This is a genomic window from Streptomyces sp. NPDC031210 (genome assembly GCF_055570395.1).
In genome coordinates this window covers 551,625-567,012 of sequence record NZ_JBVIHH010000001.1, presented here as the reverse complement: position 1 = coordinate 567,012, position 15,388 = coordinate 551,625, and the positions used below count along the sequence as shown (strand labels likewise).

Below are 15,388 nucleotides of genomic sequence, written 5' to 3'. Positions count from 1 at the left end.
AGCGGCCAGGGCCCGTCGGGGCCGGTCGGCCGCGCGCCCGCCATCCGGCCCTTTCTGCTGACCGCCGGCCGGGTGGCGGGAGGCGGCGCCGGCCCGCCGCTCCCGGTCGAGACCCAGATCGTGGCGACGTCGTCCGGACTCCGCGTCCTGGACTCGCTCGCCTTCGAACAGCACGACATCGTCGCCGGCTGCCGACGGCCGCAGTCGGTGGCGGAACTGGCCGCGCGGTTGCGCCTCCACCTGAATGTGGTCCGGGTGTTGGCGGAGGACCTGCGCGCCGCCGGACATCTGACGGTCCACGTCCCGAACTCCGGCACAACCCACGACATCTCCGTACTGCGAAGGGTTATCGATGGTCTCCGTGCCGTCCCCGACTCACGGGACACACTCCGTGACAGCGGTTGAGCAGCCGCCGGTACCGGTCAAGTTGGTCATCGCCGGCGGCTTCGGCGTCGGCAAGACCACGGCCGTGGCCTCGATCTCCGAGATCCGACCGCTGACCACCGAGGCCGCCATCACGGAGGTCGCGGCAGGCGTGGACGATCTCTCGCACACCCCCGGCAAGACCACCACCACGGTCGCCATGGACTTCGGCTGCATCACCATCGACCCGACGCTGAAGCTCTACCTGTTCGGCACGCCGGGCCAGGACCGGTTCGGGTTCATGTGGGACGACGTGGTGGAGGGCGCGCTCGGCGGTCTGGTGATCGTGGACACCCGCCGCCTGGACGACTGCTACGCCGCCGTGGACTACTTCGAGCACAAGTCCATACCGTTCGCCGTCGCCGTCAACGCCTTCGACGGCGAGGTCCACCACAACCTCGACGAGGTGCGGTGGGCGCTGGACGTGTCCGACCACGTACCGCTGGTCGTCTTCGACGCACGCACGACGGGCTCGGTCCGGGACGCACTGCTGGTCGTACTCGAAGTCGCCCTGTCCCGCGCGGAAACCACGGCGACGGACTGAGTCCCGGACTCTCGCGTCGCGGCCTGCCGCCTTCCCTCACGCAGGGGGCCGTAACTGTAGGTAAGTGATCAGTTTCACTTGGTACGGGGCGCCGCTCGCACTCCATGCCCGTCTCCCGGCTGCCATGATCCCTACCGATGCGGGAGGCAGGTGACCCCCGCATCGGACCGAAACGACGGATCGAGCAGGGGTGTTGGCGTGAAGTTAGCGTGGTCGCGGTGGGTGGTGCCGAGGCGGACGGGCACCGGCGCGGGTTCCGTTCCGAGCGGGCCGGGGACGGCTCGTCGCCCGTTGGCGGCGAGGTGTTTCGCGGCGGCCGGGGCGGCCGGCGTGCTCCTCGGCCAGCTCCTCGGCGGACTCCCCGCCGAGGCGCAGTCCATCGCCTTACCGGGAGCGGCGTTCCCCCTCGTCCTCGACGTGGACCTGACGCCGAATCCGGTGTGCAGCGGAGCCGTGCAGGGCCGGGTGCAGGTCTACGACCCCGCCGCGGCGGAGGCCGGAGCCACCGTGGAGTGGCGCGTACGCACCGGTGAGAAGCAACTGGCCGGCGGACGCCTCGCCATGGCCGCCAACGTCGGCACGGCGGGGTTCAAGATCCCCTACGACCGGGTGCCCGCCGCCGAGACCGCCTTGCAGGTCGACGCCCGCGTCGCCGCCTCGCCCGGAGGCCATGATCCCGGCCGCTACGGCAAGGTCTGGCGGGACACCGTACGCCGGGGGTGCGACCCGGTGCGGGTGGCGTCCGTCGGCGACTCCGTGATCTGGGGACAGGGCCTGGACCATGACCAGAAGTTCCCTTATCTGACAGGGCAGTTGCTCGGTCGTGAGACCGGCCGGGGCCATCAGCACCTGGACTACTCGATCTCCGGCGCCGTGCTCGACGCGCCCGACCTGCCCACGGGCAACGATGACGCGGCGTGTCTGCACAGGACGGAGAAACAGGACCCGGACGGCGACGGGGAGATGGAGTTCGGCGAGGTCACCCAGCAAATGCCGGACGTGTTCTGCCAGTTGGAGAAGGCGGGCGCGCAGGCGCGAGCGGGCGGCTACGGTCTCGACCTGGTCGTGATCAACGGGTGCATCAACGATCTCGATCCCTTCTTCGGCATCGGCGTCGGCATCACCCCCGGCTCGGAGAACCTGCCCGAGGCGGTGAAGCGCGAGTGCTCCGGCATCGGCGCGGCAGCGGAGAACCCGGCCAAGGACGTGCCCTACTTCAGCGGCGCGAAGGTCGGGTACGGCGGACGCGGGATGCGGGCGGCGATCGAGAAGGCCCACTCCCTGCCGGGGCGGCCGAAGGTGATCGTGGCCGACTTCTACTACGCGCTGAGCCGCAGCAGTTCTCCGATCCCGGTGCGGCGCTGTTCGACCCCGGGAGTCAGTGGGACGCGGCTGACCTCCTGTAAGGGAGCCCTCGGCAGCGTGGCCGAGCGCTACGAGCAGTACACCCAACTGGCCAACGCCGCCTACCATCAGGCGGCGGCCGCCGCCAACAAGGCGTCCACCGACGGTCCGTACGCGGTCGCGGCCGACGGACTGTTCACCGTGGACAACGCCGTCCTCAGCCGGGACTCCAAGGTCTGGAACACTCCGGTGACCGACCCGGCGTTCCCGTTGCGCACACGGGCGTGCCCCGAGCTGAGCGCCACTCCGGCACAGTGTCTGAGCGCGGCCGTCGGCCACCCCGATATCGAGGGTGCCCGGCAGTACGCCGACGCGTTCGTCCTCAATCCGCGGGTGCGCGAGTGGTTCCACCTCCCCCGGCAGGGACCCCGGGCGCGGCTGACCATCCCGAAGACCGCGCCCGTCGGCAGTGAGGTGCGCATGTCGGTGACGGTGGACGGAAAGCCGCCCGCCGACGGTTACCGCTACCACTGGTACTTCGGCGACGGTACGCAGCAGGAGACGAGCGAGGCCGCCGTCGCCCACGCCTACGACCGCAAGGGGCCCTGGCTCTCACGCGTCGTGATGACCGGTCAGGACGGCCGGAAGCTCCTGGTCGAGGCCGCCCGGCCCCTCACCGCGGACTGAAGGCTCCTTCCAAGGGGGCGGCTCGCAGGCGCGGGCCGCCCCTCGGCACGTCCGCGCCCCAACCTGAGATCCACCGACGGCGCTCCTGCGACCACTTCGACGCCCCGGACGTCTACGGGACGGCGCACCCGGCTCTGGCGCTCGCGGGCGGAGAACGATGAGGTGGGCTTCCACACCGAACCGTCGCACGAGGGCCGCGTGCCCGGCACCGTCCCGCGGTGGCACTGGACGGTTCGGACAGGAGCAGGGCGGACGGGAGGAGTGCGGGCATGAAGTTGGAGCTTCGGCACCTGAGAGTGCTGTGTGCGATCGCCGACGCCGGGAGCGTGGGCCGGGCCGCCTCGGACCTGGGATATTCGCAGCCGGCCATGAGCACCCAACTCCGGCGGATCGAGCAGTACTTCGGCCACCCGCTGTTCGAGCGGAACGCCTCGGGTGTGGAGCTGACCCGTTACGGTACGGAGGTCCTGGCCCAGGCCCGTGACGTGCTGGCCCGCGCGGCCGCGATCGGGCGCGGACCGGCGGCGGGCGGGACGGGAAGGCGCCACCCCCTCCGCCTGGCCGCGACCAACTCGCCGGTCCTGGCCGGCATGCTCATCCGGCTCCGGAGCCGACTGCCCGATCTCGCGCTCACGGTGAGCAGTGTGTATCCGTCCTCGGAGATCGTCGAACTCCTGGAGCACGGTGAGGTGGACGCCGCCATCGCCGCGGACTACCCCGGACGTGAACTGCGGCACTCGGCCGCCGTGGCGCACCGCGGGATCGTCACCGAGCCGTCGTTCGTCGCCCTGCCGGCCGGGCACCGGCTCCGGCACTGCCGGGAGGTGGCGCTCGCCGACCTGTCCGACGACGCGTGGTTTCTGACCCCGGACGACGGGGCCGGCTGGCCGGGAGTGTTCTACGGGGCCTGTCGAACGGCCGGATTCGCCCCGGCGGCGGTCCACGAATTCCTGGGCGACCAGCAGCAGTTGCAGAACATGATCGCCGAAGGCATCGGCGTCTCCATCGTGCAGGCCACGCTCCGCCCGGTCCCCGACGTCCTCGTCAAACCGCTGGTGGGCACACCGCTGTGGTGCCGCTATGTGCTGGCCTGGCGCCGCGAGAGCCTCGCCGACGAGGTGGCGGACACCCTCTTCGGCTCCGCCGCCGCGGCATACCGCGCTCTCATCGCGCAGTCTCCGCACTTCCGGACGTGGGCCTCCCGAACCTGGAGCGTGGCCAGGCCGTAGGGCTTGTGACTACGGCCCCGTGGGGCCGGTGGCCCCGGCTCGCGCGGCGACCACCGCCTCCAGCGGGGGCCAGCCGTCGACCTCCACCGCCCACCTCTCCCCGGGCTGCCACCCGTGAACCGAAGCCGCGTCGAGCAGAGCCCGGACGGCGCCTGGTTCGTGCAGGTTGAGGGAGCCGCCCCGGACGTACCCCACATCCCCGGAGCCCAGCCTCCCGGGACGTACCGCCCCGGGCCCTCGGCGAAGACGATGCGCAGCGGGCCGCCGGTGCCGGCCGGCCGCGGGTACAGCGTCAGGGTCTCGCGGCAGTCCGCGGGATGTTATGGCGACTTCGACCCATGTGCTATGTCACACCTTATTGTCGCTGTCGGCGTCCGCTGAGAAGGTGCCACGCACGCCTCAGCTCGATCCCGAGGCGCATCTGTCCACGAAGGAGCATGGATGCGCTACCGCTTCCCCCTGCCCAGGTATGTGGCCGGCGGACTGGCCGCCTGCGTCGCCACCGCCGGTCTGCTGGCCGCGCCGGCACTGGCGACGCCGCACTCGCCGCCCGACGCCCGGGCCGTCACCGCGTCCCGGACCGCCCCCCACTCCGTACCACCACCCACCGGCCCGGCAGTCGGCCCGAACGAGAGGCCCGTGCTGCGCGGCCGCTCGCTCGGCCTCGCCCAACTCCCCCCGCTCAGCGCGAAGAATCCCCCCACTTCTTCGACTGCGGCGGCCGCGTGCAGCCCGTCCGACTTCGGCAGTCGGACCGGATCCGAACTGGTCGCGTTCGTCGAAGCCTCGACCACGGACTGCGTCAACACCCTGTTCAGCGTCACCGGCAAAGACGCGTACGACGTCTTTCGCGAGGACCAGATGGTCACCATGGCCAACGCTTTCCGGAGCGGGGCGACGACGTATCCCGGTGACAACTCGGCCAACGTGTGGCAGCTCGTGCTGTTCCTGCGCGCCGGCTATTACGTGCAGTCCAACCATCCGGACGATGTCGGCGACTACGGCCCGACCCTGGCGGCGGCCACCCAAGGCGGCCTGGACGCCTTCTTCGCCAACTCGCACTCCAGAGATGTCACTTCGGGCAACGGAGACGTCCTGGGCGAGGTCATCATCCTCACGGACAGCGCCAACGAGCAGGCCCGCTACCTGAACACCTACAAGCAGGTGCTCAGCGGCTACAACAGCTCCTACGACGACATCCGCAGCATGCTGGCCGCCGTCAACGACGTCTACACGCCTCTCTGGCGCGGCAACTGGAACCCCGACTACGTCAAGGCGGTCACGGCCGATCCGAGCATCATCGACACCCTCAACGCCTTCGCGCTCGACCACCTGGACATGCTGGGCACCGACAACTCCTATCTCGACTCCAACGCCGGGATGAACGTCGCGCGCTACGTCGAGCACCCGGCCCTCCAGGACAAGGTCCGGCCGCTCATGAAGGGCCTGCTGGACGCCTCGAAGATCACCGGTCCGACCGCGCCCCTGTGGGTCACCGTCGCCTCCCAGGCCGACGCCTACGACAAGGCCAACTGCTCCTACTTCGGCGTCTGCGACCTGTCCGACCAACTGACCAAGGCGGCGCTGCCGGTCACGCACGCCTGCGACGCGACGCACACCATCAAGGCGCAGGCGCTGACGTCGAAGGACCTCGATCTCACCTGCGCCAGCCTCCTGGACCAGGGCCCGTACGTCCACGGGCTGGTGAAGGACGACGGCCCGATCCCCGACCAGTACGAATCGACCATCGAACTCGTCGTGTTCGGCAGTCGCGACGACTACCGGACCTACGCCGGGGCGATCTTCGGCGTCGACACCGACAACGGCGGCATCACCATGATCGGGGACCCGACCCGACCCGACAACCAGCCGCTGTCCCTCATGTACCAGAAGGACTCCGACAACGGCTTCCCGGCCCGGATCTGGAACCTCAACCACGAGTACACGCACTACCTCGACGCCCGGGACGACATGAAGGGCGACTTCGGCCAGCAGACGTCGGTCCCGGACATCTGGTGGATCGAGGGCCTCGCCGAGTACGTCTCGTACAGCTACCGCAAGATCACCGACGAGGAGGCGGTCACCGAGGCCGGCAAGCACACCTACAAGCTGAGCACGCTGTTCCAGAGCACCTACGACAACAGCGACGTGACCCGCACCTACCCCTGGGGCTACCTCGCGGTCCGCTACATGTTCGAGAAGCACCCCGAGGACATCGCCACCATGCTCGGACACTTCCGGACCGGCGACTACGCCGGCGGCTACGCCGTCTACAACACCGATATCGGCACGCGCTACGACGCCGACTTCGACTCCTGGCTCACCGCCTGCGCGAACGGCGCCTGCACCGCCAAGCAACCGGACCCGACGACCACGCCCTCGACACAGCGACCTCCGGCCCGACCGTCCGTCTGACCCACAGATCCAGATCCACCCCGGCCCGGCGGCGGCACCTCACCGCACGGTCGTGGCGCTTCGGTGACGACACCGTCTCCGCGGCCGCCAACCACCGAAGATCCACACCGCCGCCGGGCCCTGCCCCATCGCCCCGAAGCCCGATCAATCGAGCACTTCGACGCCGAAGCGGTCTTCTTCGTCGGCGTCGCCGGTGCGCCTGACCACCCACGCCACGTCTCGTACGGGGGCTACAGCGCGTCGACCGCGCTGACCTTCCAGCCATCGGAGGTCCGTTGCAAGGTCATCCGCACCCGGTTGAGGTCGAGGCGCGGGGCCGACACCTGGGTGCTGTTGGTGACCTGGTTCATGAAGAGCAGGACGACGACCTTGTCCGGCGACGCGGAGACCACCGATGCCGCCGGGTCGCCGGACGCCGGTTTCGCCACCGTGGCCTTGACCACCCCGTGGTACCGCTTCGCGGTGGGCGCGACCACCGTCGTCGTGGTCTTGCGGTACTTGTCCCCGAAGTCGCCCGTGAGGTGGCCGCGCGCCGCGGCGAAGTCCTTGTCGAGGTGCCGGTAGTCGTAGGACAGGATCGCCGGGGCCGCCTTCTGCGCGGCGGCGAGCGCCTCCGTACGGGCCTCGCTGGTATTCTCCGCGTCCCGGTGGTCGAGCCCGAGCACCGTCGTGGCGGCGAGACCCGCCGCGACGAGGAGCGCGAGTCCGGCGCCGAGCAGGCGGGAGCCGAGCAGGCCGGACAGGCTGCGCTTCGGCTCCGCCACCTCCTCCGGCTCGGACTTCGCCTTGGGCTTCGGCTCGGCGGCCGCCTTGTCGGCGGAGGTGTCCGCCTTCAGCGCGTCGATCGGGCCCCTGCGCCGCGGCTCCCCGGCGGGCTCCGCCGCGGCTGAGCCGTGCGCCTTCTCGGCTCGCTTCGCCGCGGCACGGGCGGCCGCGGCGAAGGAGGAACGGGGCCGGGTCGTGCCGCTGCCGGCGCTCCCTCGAACGGACAGCTTCGCCATGGTCTTTCTCCTTACCGGCCGGTCAGCCGACGAATTCGACGTTGGACGTCAGCCATCGCCCGCCCTCGTGCACGAGGTCGAGCTGCAGCCGGTAGTTGCGGGCCTGCCCCTTCGGGGCGGCGACGTTGGTGACCTTGCTGTCACCCACGACCAGGACCCGCGCGGACTTCTCGTCGGCCCGGACGATGCCCGCCTCCAGCACCTGCCCCTGCGAGACGGACTTGTTGGCGGCCACCAGCTTGGTGAGCTGCTTGTTCTGCTCGGCGAACTGCTTCTTGAAGTCACCGGTGGCGCCGTCCAGGACGTTCTTGCTGTCCCGGCCGTAGTGCCGGTAGTCGAGCGAGGTGAAGTTGAGCACCGACTGCCGGGCCGCGGCCAGCGCCTGCTGTTCCCGCTGGTCCACCTGGTGGTGTTGATACTTCCGCACGCCGAGGTAGCCGGAGAGGGCCACCAGCAGGACGGCTGCGACGGCCAGCCCCACCGGGAGCGCCCTGCTGCGGCGGGCCGAGCGCACCCCCTTGGCGAGGAGGCGGAGCGGCGGCCCGCCGGCGCGGGCGGCCAGTTGCCGGACATTCATGACCTTCACGCCATCGGTCCAACGAGCATCCATTGCCATGAGTCCTTTCCGAACACGTTCTGTTCTCCCCCGGTCGAGCCGATCTGTACGGCCCCTCCGCCCGGTCCCTGGAGGAGGCCGGACGCGGGATCGTAGGGCGCGACGTACGACGCCAGGTCGGCCTGGCTCCGGGAGCCGCCCGGCCGCGGGACGTTCTGCGCACCGCGCACCGAGGTCTTGCTGCCGCGGGGCTCCGTGCAGCGGACCGAGGTGTTCGCCTGCCGCTCGCTGGTGTCCTGGGGGGAGCGGCGCCGGGTGCCGCCGTATCCCTGCCGGCAGGACGGCGGCTCGTCGGAGTTGAGGACCAGCCCGAAGTGGCTGGTGCCGTCCCCCGGGAGCACCGTGAAGCTGCCGGCGACGACGGCCGGGAAGGTCACCAGGGTCTGCTCCATGCCCGGCAGCCGTGCCGCGCTGACCTGGCCTCCGCTGATGAGGTTGCCCAGCAGCACCGGCAGCGCCCGCTGGTTGGCCTTCAGCAGCGAGTCCATCTCGTGCGCGGCCGACGTCTGGCCGTCCATCAGCCCGCGGATGTCGCCGTCGCTGTTCTTGAGCTGCTCGGTGAGATCCGCCAGATCGCGGGAGAAGGACTTGATGGACGAGCCCTTGTCGATCTGGGTCTGCAGCACACCCTGGGAGTCCTCGATCAACTTGATCGTCTGGGGGAGCGAGGCGCTCGCCTCCTTCACGAGCGCGTTGCCCGAGTCGACCATCCGGGACAGGTGCGGCCCGGTGCCGGCGAACGCCTTGCCCAGCTCATCGACCGTGATCTTCAGGTTCTTCTTGTCGACGGACGCGACGAACCGGTCGAGGCCCTTGATCAGTTGCGTCGTCCGCAGCGGGGTACGGGTGTCCTTCTGGGCGATCACGGAGCCCTCGCGCAGATACGGGCCGCTCCTGGCGCGCGGCTGCAGATCGACGTACTGCTCGCCCACCGCCGAGCGGTTGGCCACCACGGCGAGGGTGTCGGAGGGAATGCGCGAGCCGTCCTGGATGTGCAGGTCCACCGATACACCGGCGGAGCTGCCGGAGCCGAGGCGCAGGTCGCCCACGCGGCCCACCGGCATCCCCCGGTAGGTCACCTCGGCGTTCGAGTAGATGCCTCCGGAGTCGGCGAAGTTCGCCCGCACGGTGTAGCCGCGGTCCAGGATCCGGTCGCCGAGGCCGGCGTACTCCGCGCCGACGTAGGACACGCCTACGGCGGTGATGGCGGAGAAGGCGATGAGCTGCGCCTTGACCGTACGGGTGATCACGACAGCATCCCCTTCGTCATGAGCCTCGCGAGAGCCAGGTCGAAATCGCTGGGACGGACCGGGCCGCCGGCGCCGGAGTAGGCGCTGTAGGAGGCCAGGGTTCCGGTGCACAGCGGCAGGCACGGCGTGTCGCCACCGCCCGAGTCCTGGCCCCCGTCACCGTCCGGTTGCGGCAGCGAGGTGGGCTTGAGGAGATCGGGGACCTCCGGCACGTCCGGCGGCTTCGGCACCCGCGGTGCGTCCGGCACGCCGGGCTTCCCGCCGTCGTCCTTCTTGCCCCCGCCCGGCTTCTTCGGCCCGTCGGTGACGTTGCCGTAGATGCTCTTCAGGTCGAGGTCGGCGGTGATGTGCAGGTTGGTGTAGTCGCCCTTGATGGCGTCCGGGGCGTTGCGCGGGAACGGATAGGTGGTCAGCAGCTCCAGCGCGTTCGGCAGGTCGTTGCCCGCCTGGTTGAGCTTGGTGAGGATCGGCTGCAGGTTCCGCAGGTCGGCGATGGCGTCGTCCTTGGACGCGTTGATCACCTTCGTCGAGACCTTGCCGAGGCTGGAGAGGGACCGCAGCATCCGCGTGAGGTTCCGGCGCTGGTCGGCCAGCACCTTCAGCGCGGGCGGCATGGCGTCGACGGCCTCGCCGATCGCGGTCTTCTCCTTCCGGAGCCGCTCGGAGAGCCGGTCGATGCCGTTCAGCGCGCGGACGATGTGGGAGCGCTGCCGGTCGAGCCCGCCGACGAACGTGTCCAGCTCCGTGAGCAGGTTCTTGATCCGCTCCTCGCGGCCTCCCAGCGTGCTGTTCAGCTCTTTGGTGATCGTGTGAAGGTGCGCCACGCCGCCGCCGTTGAGCAGCGCGGAGAGGGCGGAGAGCACCTCCTCGATCTCCGGTGTGCGGCTGCTGCGCGACATCGGGACGCGCGCGCCGTCCTTGAGCTTCCCGACCGGCCGGACGCCCGCCGGCTTGGCCAGCGACACGTACTTCTCGCCGAGCACGCTGGTCATACGCATTTCGGCGACCGCGTTCTCCGGCAGCTTCACGTGGTCCTCGATGCGCAGGCGGACGTTGGCGTGCCAGCCCTTGAGCTCCACCTTCTCGACGGCGCCCACGGTGACGTTGTTGACCTTCACCGCCGACTGCGGCACCAGGTCGAGAACGTCCCGGAACTCGACGGTGACGTGGTACGCGTCGTCGTTCGCGGCGGCGCCGCCCGGCAGTTGGACGTCGTACAGGCCGTTGAACTCGCAGCCGGACAGCAGCACCGAACCGGCGGCCACCCACAGGGCGGCCGTGCGCCGGGCGTTCCGCGCGAAGCCGGTCTCGTGCCGCCGTGCGGGGCGGGCGGCCGCGTTCGGGGCGGTCATGCGCTCGCCCCCAGAATCCCGCCGAGCGTCTTGTCCGTTGTGGCGGTCCCCGCGGCTGCCTGCCGGGGCGCTCCGGTGAAGGGGTCGCCCTTCGGCAGCTCGGGGAGCGAGTCGAAGAGCTTCCGCAGCTCCGCGCAGTCGGACCTGTCTCCCGTTGTCTTGAGGATCGAGCACAGCGCGCTGCCCGGGTCATGCGATTGCTCGCTGTTGTTGCGGGTGTCCAGCGTGCCGGACTCCGGGTTGTACGCGTTGTTGAGGTTGCCGAGACCGGCGGGCGCGACGTCCATCAGCTCCTCCAGCGCGGCGCGCTGCTTGACCAGCACACGCGTCACCTCGCTGAGACCCTTCACATCGGAGGTCAGCGACTTCTTGTTGCCCTTGACGAATCCGGCCACGTCCTTGAGGGCGATCGACAGTTGCCTGAGCGCCGCCCCCAGTTCCTTGCGCTCACCGGAGAGTTGGCCCGCCACGCCGGCCAGGCTGTCGTTGAAGGTCCGCACGCTCTTGTCGTCCGCCGCCATCGCGGACGTGAACACCTGGAGGTTGCGGACCGTCCCGAACATGTTCTCGCGGCTGCCCGAAAGGGTGGAGACGGCCAGCGAGAGTTCCTTCACCGTCTGGTTCATCTTCCCGCCCTGCCCCTTCAGGTTGTCCGCGCTGACCCCGAGCAGCCGGTTCAGCGCGCCGTCCTTGTTGGCGCCGCGCGGGCCGAGCGCCTCGGCCGTGGTGTGCAGGCTGTCGTTGATCCGGTCCAGCTCGACCGGGACGGCCGTGCGGTTCTCCGGGATGACGTCGCCGCTCCGCATCTCCGGGCCGCCGCGGTACACCGGCAGCAGTTGGACGTAACGGTCGCTGACCACGGAGGAGTTGATGATGGCGGCCTTGGCGCCCGTGGGCACCTTCTTGTCCGCCTCGTACTCCAGCTCCACCCGCACCCGGGAACCCTGCGGCGTGATCTTCTTGACCTCGCCGATCCGGATGCCCAGCACGCGGACGTCGGAGCCGGGGTAGATGCCGACGGTACGCGGGAAGTACGCCGTGACCCGCACGTTGTCCGTCCGCGGCCACAGCGCGATGGTGAGTCCGGTGACGAGCGCCAGCGCGACGGCGATCGCGATACGGCGCTGCGGTGTGCGCCACGTTTTCGTTCTGTTCCTCCAGAAGGCGTCCCTCATTGCGACCCTCCCGGGGATGTCTGCGCGGATCCGCCGCCGCGTGGCGAGGCGGGTTGAGCCGCGACCATGTTCTGGATGTAGGTGTCGAACCAGCGGCCGTTGCCGAGGGTGTTGGTGAAGGCCCGGGAGAACGGCGCCATCAGCTTGATGCTGCGGTTCAGGCTCTTCTCGTTGCGCTGCAGCATCTGGACGACCGTGTTCAGCCGGGCCAGCGCCGGACCGATCTGCTTCCGGTTGTCCTCGACGAGCCCGGAGAGCTGCACCCCGAGCGTCGTGGCGTTGACCAGCAGGGTGTGGATGACCTGGCGCCGCTTGCTGATCTCCGCGAACAGCGCGTTGCCGTCCTTCATCATGGAGATGAGCTCGTCCGAGCGGTCGGAGAGCACCCCGGTGACGCCGTTGGCGCGCTTGAGCAGATCGCCCAGCGCCTTGTCGCGCGAGGCCACGGTCTTGGACAGCCGGGACAGGCCGTTGAGCGACGCCCTGATCTCGGGGGGCGAGTCCTTGAACGTCGCCGAGATCGTGTCCATCGCCTTGGCCACCTGCTCGGTGTCGACCTTCTCGCTGGTCGTGGCGAGGTCGCTGAACGCCTGCACCACGTCGTACGCCGAGACGGTCCGCTTGATCGGGATCTCGCTGCCGGGCTCCAACTGCCCGGTCCCCTTGGGTTCCAGGGACAGGTACTTGGCGCCGAGGATCGTCTTGACCCGGATGGCGGCGCCGGTCCTGGTCCCGAACCGCGGCTCGCCCTTGACCCGGAAGGTGACCTTGACGTGGTCACCGTCCAGCTCTACGTCGTCGACCTTGCCGACCTTGACCCCGGCGATCCGGACCTCGTCACCGCCCTTCAGCCCGCCCGCCTCGGAGAAGGCGGCGCTGTAGCGATCGCCGCTGCCGATCAGCGGAAGGCTGTCCACGTTGAACGCCGCGGCGATCAGCAGCGCGATGGTGGTGAGGCCGGCCGCCCCGATCGTCACGGGGTTGCGTTCGCGGAAGGGGATCATCGACCACACCTCGCCTGGTCGACGTGGAGCCGCGGCGTGAGGGCCCGCGCGGTGTTCGGCAGCACGACACGGCCGTCGAAGTCGCACAGGTAGAAGTTGAACCAGGAGCCGTACGAGCCGGTGGCGGTCAGCTTGTTGAGCTTGCGCGGGAGCCTCTTCAGGACACCCTCCACGGTCTTCTCGTTCTTGTTGAGTGTTCCGGTGAGCCGGGACAGCTCGGCGATGTCGGCCTTCAGCGCCGGACGTCCGTCTTCGAGCAGGCCCGAGGTGGCGCGGGCCAGGTCGCTGATGCCTCCCAGCGAGTCGCCGATCGCCTTACGGTCGGCGGACAGTCCGGACACCACCCGCTGGAGCTGCTTGAGCAGGCCGGAGAAGCGCGCACTGCGCTGGTCCAGCGTGCCGAGCACCTGGTTGAGGTTGTCGATCACCGAGCCGATCACCTCGTCGCGGTCGGCGAGGGTCGTGGTGAGCGACGCGGTGTGCGCGAGCAGGCTGTTGATCGTGCCGCCCTCGCCCTGGAGGGTCTTGATGATCTCCGTGGCGAGCTGGTTGGTGTCCTTGGGACTCAGCGCGGCGAACAGCGGCTTGAAGCCGTTGAGCAGCGCGTTGAGGTCGAGAGCGGGCTGGGTCCTGGAGAGCGGGATCGTGGCTCCGGGCCGCAGTCGCTCGCTGCTCTTCCCCGCGCCCTCGGTCAGCGCGATGTACCGCTGTCCGACGAGATTGCGGTAGCGGATGACAGCGCCCGAGGAGGCGAGCAGCGGCCGGTCGCTGGAGGCGGTGAACTCGACCTCGGCCAGCGTCCGGTCCTTGATGCGGATGTCCTGGACCTCGCCGACCCTGACCCCGGCCACCCGGATGTCGTCACCCTCCTCCAGGCTTGTGACGTCGCTGAACACCGCCTGGTAGGTGTCCTCGTCGGTGAATCGGATGTTGACGATGGTGGCCGCGAGCAGCGCCGTCGCCAGGACGGTCACCACGGCGAAGAGGCTGAACTTGATCAGCGGTGCGGCCGTTTCCCGTGCCTTCATGCGACGCTCACCGCCGTTCCGCGGGCCATCGGGCCGAAGAGCAGGGTCGCCACGCCGGGCACCTCATCGGCGGGCACGCCCATGACCGGGGCCACGAGCGAACCGACGACCTGCTGCTCCGCCGCCGTACCGGTGATGCCGCCGAGCGGGCCGGGCGTGGCAGGGGAAGCGGAGCCGGAGCCCTTGGTGCCGTCGTTCAACTTGGCTCCTGGAAACGGCTTCCGCGGACCGGGCAGGCCCCGGCAGCTCGGTCCCGAGCGATCGGCGTAGCGCGGCTCCTCGCCGGGGCGGTAGGGCGAGCGGGGCAGGGCGACCTCCAAAGTGATGTGCATCTTTCCGCCCTCGAAGACCTGCTCGGACAGCGGCTCCGACTTCACCAGGCCGCGCAGCAGACAGGGGTATTCGGGCGAGTAGCGGGCGAGCAGCGCCAGGGTGGGCCGGGAGATCCGGGCCAGGCCGATGAGCCGCTCGGAGTTGTCGTCGATCACGTTCTCCGCGGTGCCCGCGGCGGTGGTGGTCGCGGTCAGGGCCGAGGCGAACGTCTGCTTCTTCTCCACCAGCGTCTTGCCGGTGGTGATCGAGTTGCGCAGGATCCTCGCCAGGTCGGGAGCGGCGTCCGCGTAGATCTCGGCCACGTCCGCGAACTTCGCGATGTCCGCCTGTAGGGCGGGCATGTGCGGGTTGAGTTCGTGGAAATAGCGCTCCACCCGGACGAGGTTGTCGCCGACCTTTTCGCCGCGTCCCTCGAGCGCGTCGGCGAACGCGGACAGCGTGGCGTTCAGCTTGCCCGGCTGGACCGCGCGCAGCAGCGGCAGCAGGTCGTCCATCAGCTTCTGGAGTTCGATGCCGGCCTTGGTGCGGTCCTGGGTGATGACGTCTCCGGCCCGGATGGGCCGCTGCGGGGAGTGGTCGGGGACGACCAGGTCGACGTACTTCTCGCCGAAGAGCGTCTTGGGCAGCAGCCGGGCCCGGACGTCGGCCGGGATGTGGGACGCGCTCTCGGGCTTGAGCGCGAGGTCGAGCGTCGCCTTCTCGCCGTCGGCCCGTACGTCCCGGACCTCGCCGACGATCAGGCCGCGCAGCTTCACGTCGGCGCCCGGATCGAGCTGGTTGCCGGTCGTGGTCGCCCGCAGGGTGATCGGGACGGAGGGGGTGAACGCCTTCTGGTAGAGGGCGACCGCCAGCGTCAGCAGCAGCCCGAGGACGACGAGGAAGACGATGCCGTAGAGCCGCAGCTTGGTGGCGGGCGTCCGGGCCTTCGCCGGGGCCGGGTCCGGCGCCGGCGTCTGGGTCTGTTTCGGTGTCAGTATCGGCATCTGT

Annotated in this window: 13 protein-coding genes; 5 read left to right on the top strand and 8 right to left on the bottom strand. The window is 69.9% G+C overall.

Annotated features, from left to right (window positions below; all coding sequences use genetic code 11):
- Positions 1 to 42 precede the first annotated feature (42 nt).
- The 5 genes from ACZ45Z_RS02605 to ACZ45Z_RS02585 all read left to right on the top strand — a co-directional run bounded on the left by ACZ45Z_RS02605 (position 43) and on the right by ACZ45Z_RS02585 (position 6,642).
- Positions 43 to 405 carry a DUF742 domain-containing protein gene (locus ACZ45Z_RS02605; protein WP_468355547.1) on the top strand — a complete coding sequence of 121 codons (363 nt, stop codon included), beginning with the start codon at positions 43 to 45 and terminating at the stop codon, positions 403 to 405.
- Positions 353 to 967, top strand: coding sequence for a GTP-binding protein (locus ACZ45Z_RS02600; RefSeq protein ID WP_468354820.1), 615 nt, complete (start codon positions 353 to 355; stop codon positions 965 to 967). The genes ACZ45Z_RS02605 and ACZ45Z_RS02600 overlap by 53 nt, the downstream gene beginning before the upstream one ends.
- A gap of 291 nt (positions 968 to 1,258) precedes the next feature.
- On the top strand, positions 1,259 to 2,998 hold the full coding sequence (locus ACZ45Z_RS02595; RefSeq protein WP_468354817.1) for a PKD domain-containing protein: 1,740 nt from the start codon (positions 1,259 to 1,261) through the stop codon (positions 2,996 to 2,998).
- 269 nt (positions 2,999 to 3,267) lie between these two features.
- Positions 3,268 to 4,227, top strand: coding sequence for a LysR family transcriptional regulator (locus ACZ45Z_RS02590; protein ID WP_468354814.1), 960 nt, complete (start codon positions 3,268 to 3,270; stop codon positions 4,225 to 4,227).
- A gap of 441 nt (positions 4,228 to 4,668) precedes the next feature.
- Complete coding sequence (locus ACZ45Z_RS02585; protein WP_468354811.1) at positions 4,669 to 6,642, top strand: collagenase; 1,974 nt, start codon at positions 4,669 to 4,671, stop codon at positions 6,640 to 6,642.
- A gap of 230 nt (positions 6,643 to 6,872) precedes the next feature.
- Here the strand turns inward: ACZ45Z_RS02585 and ACZ45Z_RS02580 are convergent, their stop codons facing one another.
- Genes ACZ45Z_RS02580 through ACZ45Z_RS02545 form a run of 8 tightly spaced genes read right to left on the bottom strand, consistent with a single transcriptional unit; the run spans position 6,873 to position 15,384 of the window.
- Positions 6,873 to 7,643, bottom strand: a complete 771-nt coding sequence (locus tag ACZ45Z_RS02580; protein WP_468354808.1) for a hypothetical protein — start codon at positions 7,641 to 7,643, stop codon at positions 6,873 to 6,875.
- A 22-nt stretch (positions 7,644 to 7,665) separates the two neighbouring features.
- Positions 7,666 to 8,253, bottom strand: a complete 588-nt coding sequence (locus ACZ45Z_RS02575; RefSeq protein WP_468354805.1) for a hypothetical protein — start codon at positions 8,251 to 8,253, stop codon at positions 7,666 to 7,668.
- On the bottom strand, positions 8,226 to 9,509 hold the full coding sequence (locus ACZ45Z_RS02570) for an MCE family protein (RefSeq protein ID WP_468354802.1): 1,284 nt from the start codon (positions 9,507 to 9,509) through the stop codon (positions 8,226 to 8,228). Before ACZ45Z_RS02570 ends, ACZ45Z_RS02575 begins: the two co-directional genes overlap by 28 nt.
- Positions 9,506 to 10,861: an MCE family protein gene (locus tag ACZ45Z_RS02565; protein ID WP_468354799.1), complete on the bottom strand. Its 1,356-nt coding sequence runs from the start codon at positions 10,859 to 10,861 to the stop codon at positions 9,506 to 9,508. The genes ACZ45Z_RS02570 and ACZ45Z_RS02565 overlap by 4 nt, the downstream gene beginning before the upstream one ends.
- The gene (locus tag ACZ45Z_RS02560) at positions 10,858 to 12,036 is read right to left on the bottom strand and encodes an MCE family protein (protein ID WP_468354796.1); all 1,179 of its coding nucleotides are present in this window, start codon (positions 12,034 to 12,036) and stop codon (positions 10,858 to 10,860) included. Before ACZ45Z_RS02560 ends, ACZ45Z_RS02565 begins: the two co-directional genes overlap by 4 nt.
- On the bottom strand, positions 12,033 to 13,040 hold the full coding sequence (locus tag ACZ45Z_RS02555; protein WP_468354793.1) for an MCE family protein: 1,008 nt from the start codon (positions 13,038 to 13,040) through the stop codon (positions 12,033 to 12,035). Before ACZ45Z_RS02555 ends, ACZ45Z_RS02560 begins: the two co-directional genes overlap by 4 nt.
- Entirely contained in the window at positions 13,037 to 14,068 is a 1,032-nt protein-coding gene (locus ACZ45Z_RS02550; RefSeq protein ID WP_468354790.1) for an MCE family protein, read from the bottom strand. The genes ACZ45Z_RS02555 and ACZ45Z_RS02550 overlap by 4 nt, the downstream gene beginning before the upstream one ends.
- Positions 14,065 to 15,384 carry an MCE family protein gene (locus tag ACZ45Z_RS02545; protein WP_468354787.1) on the bottom strand — a complete coding sequence of 440 codons (1,320 nt, stop codon included), beginning with the start codon at positions 15,382 to 15,384 and terminating at the stop codon, positions 14,065 to 14,067. The genes ACZ45Z_RS02550 and ACZ45Z_RS02545 overlap by 4 nt, the downstream gene beginning before the upstream one ends.
- Between the last annotated feature and the right edge of the window lie 4 nt (positions 15,385 to 15,388).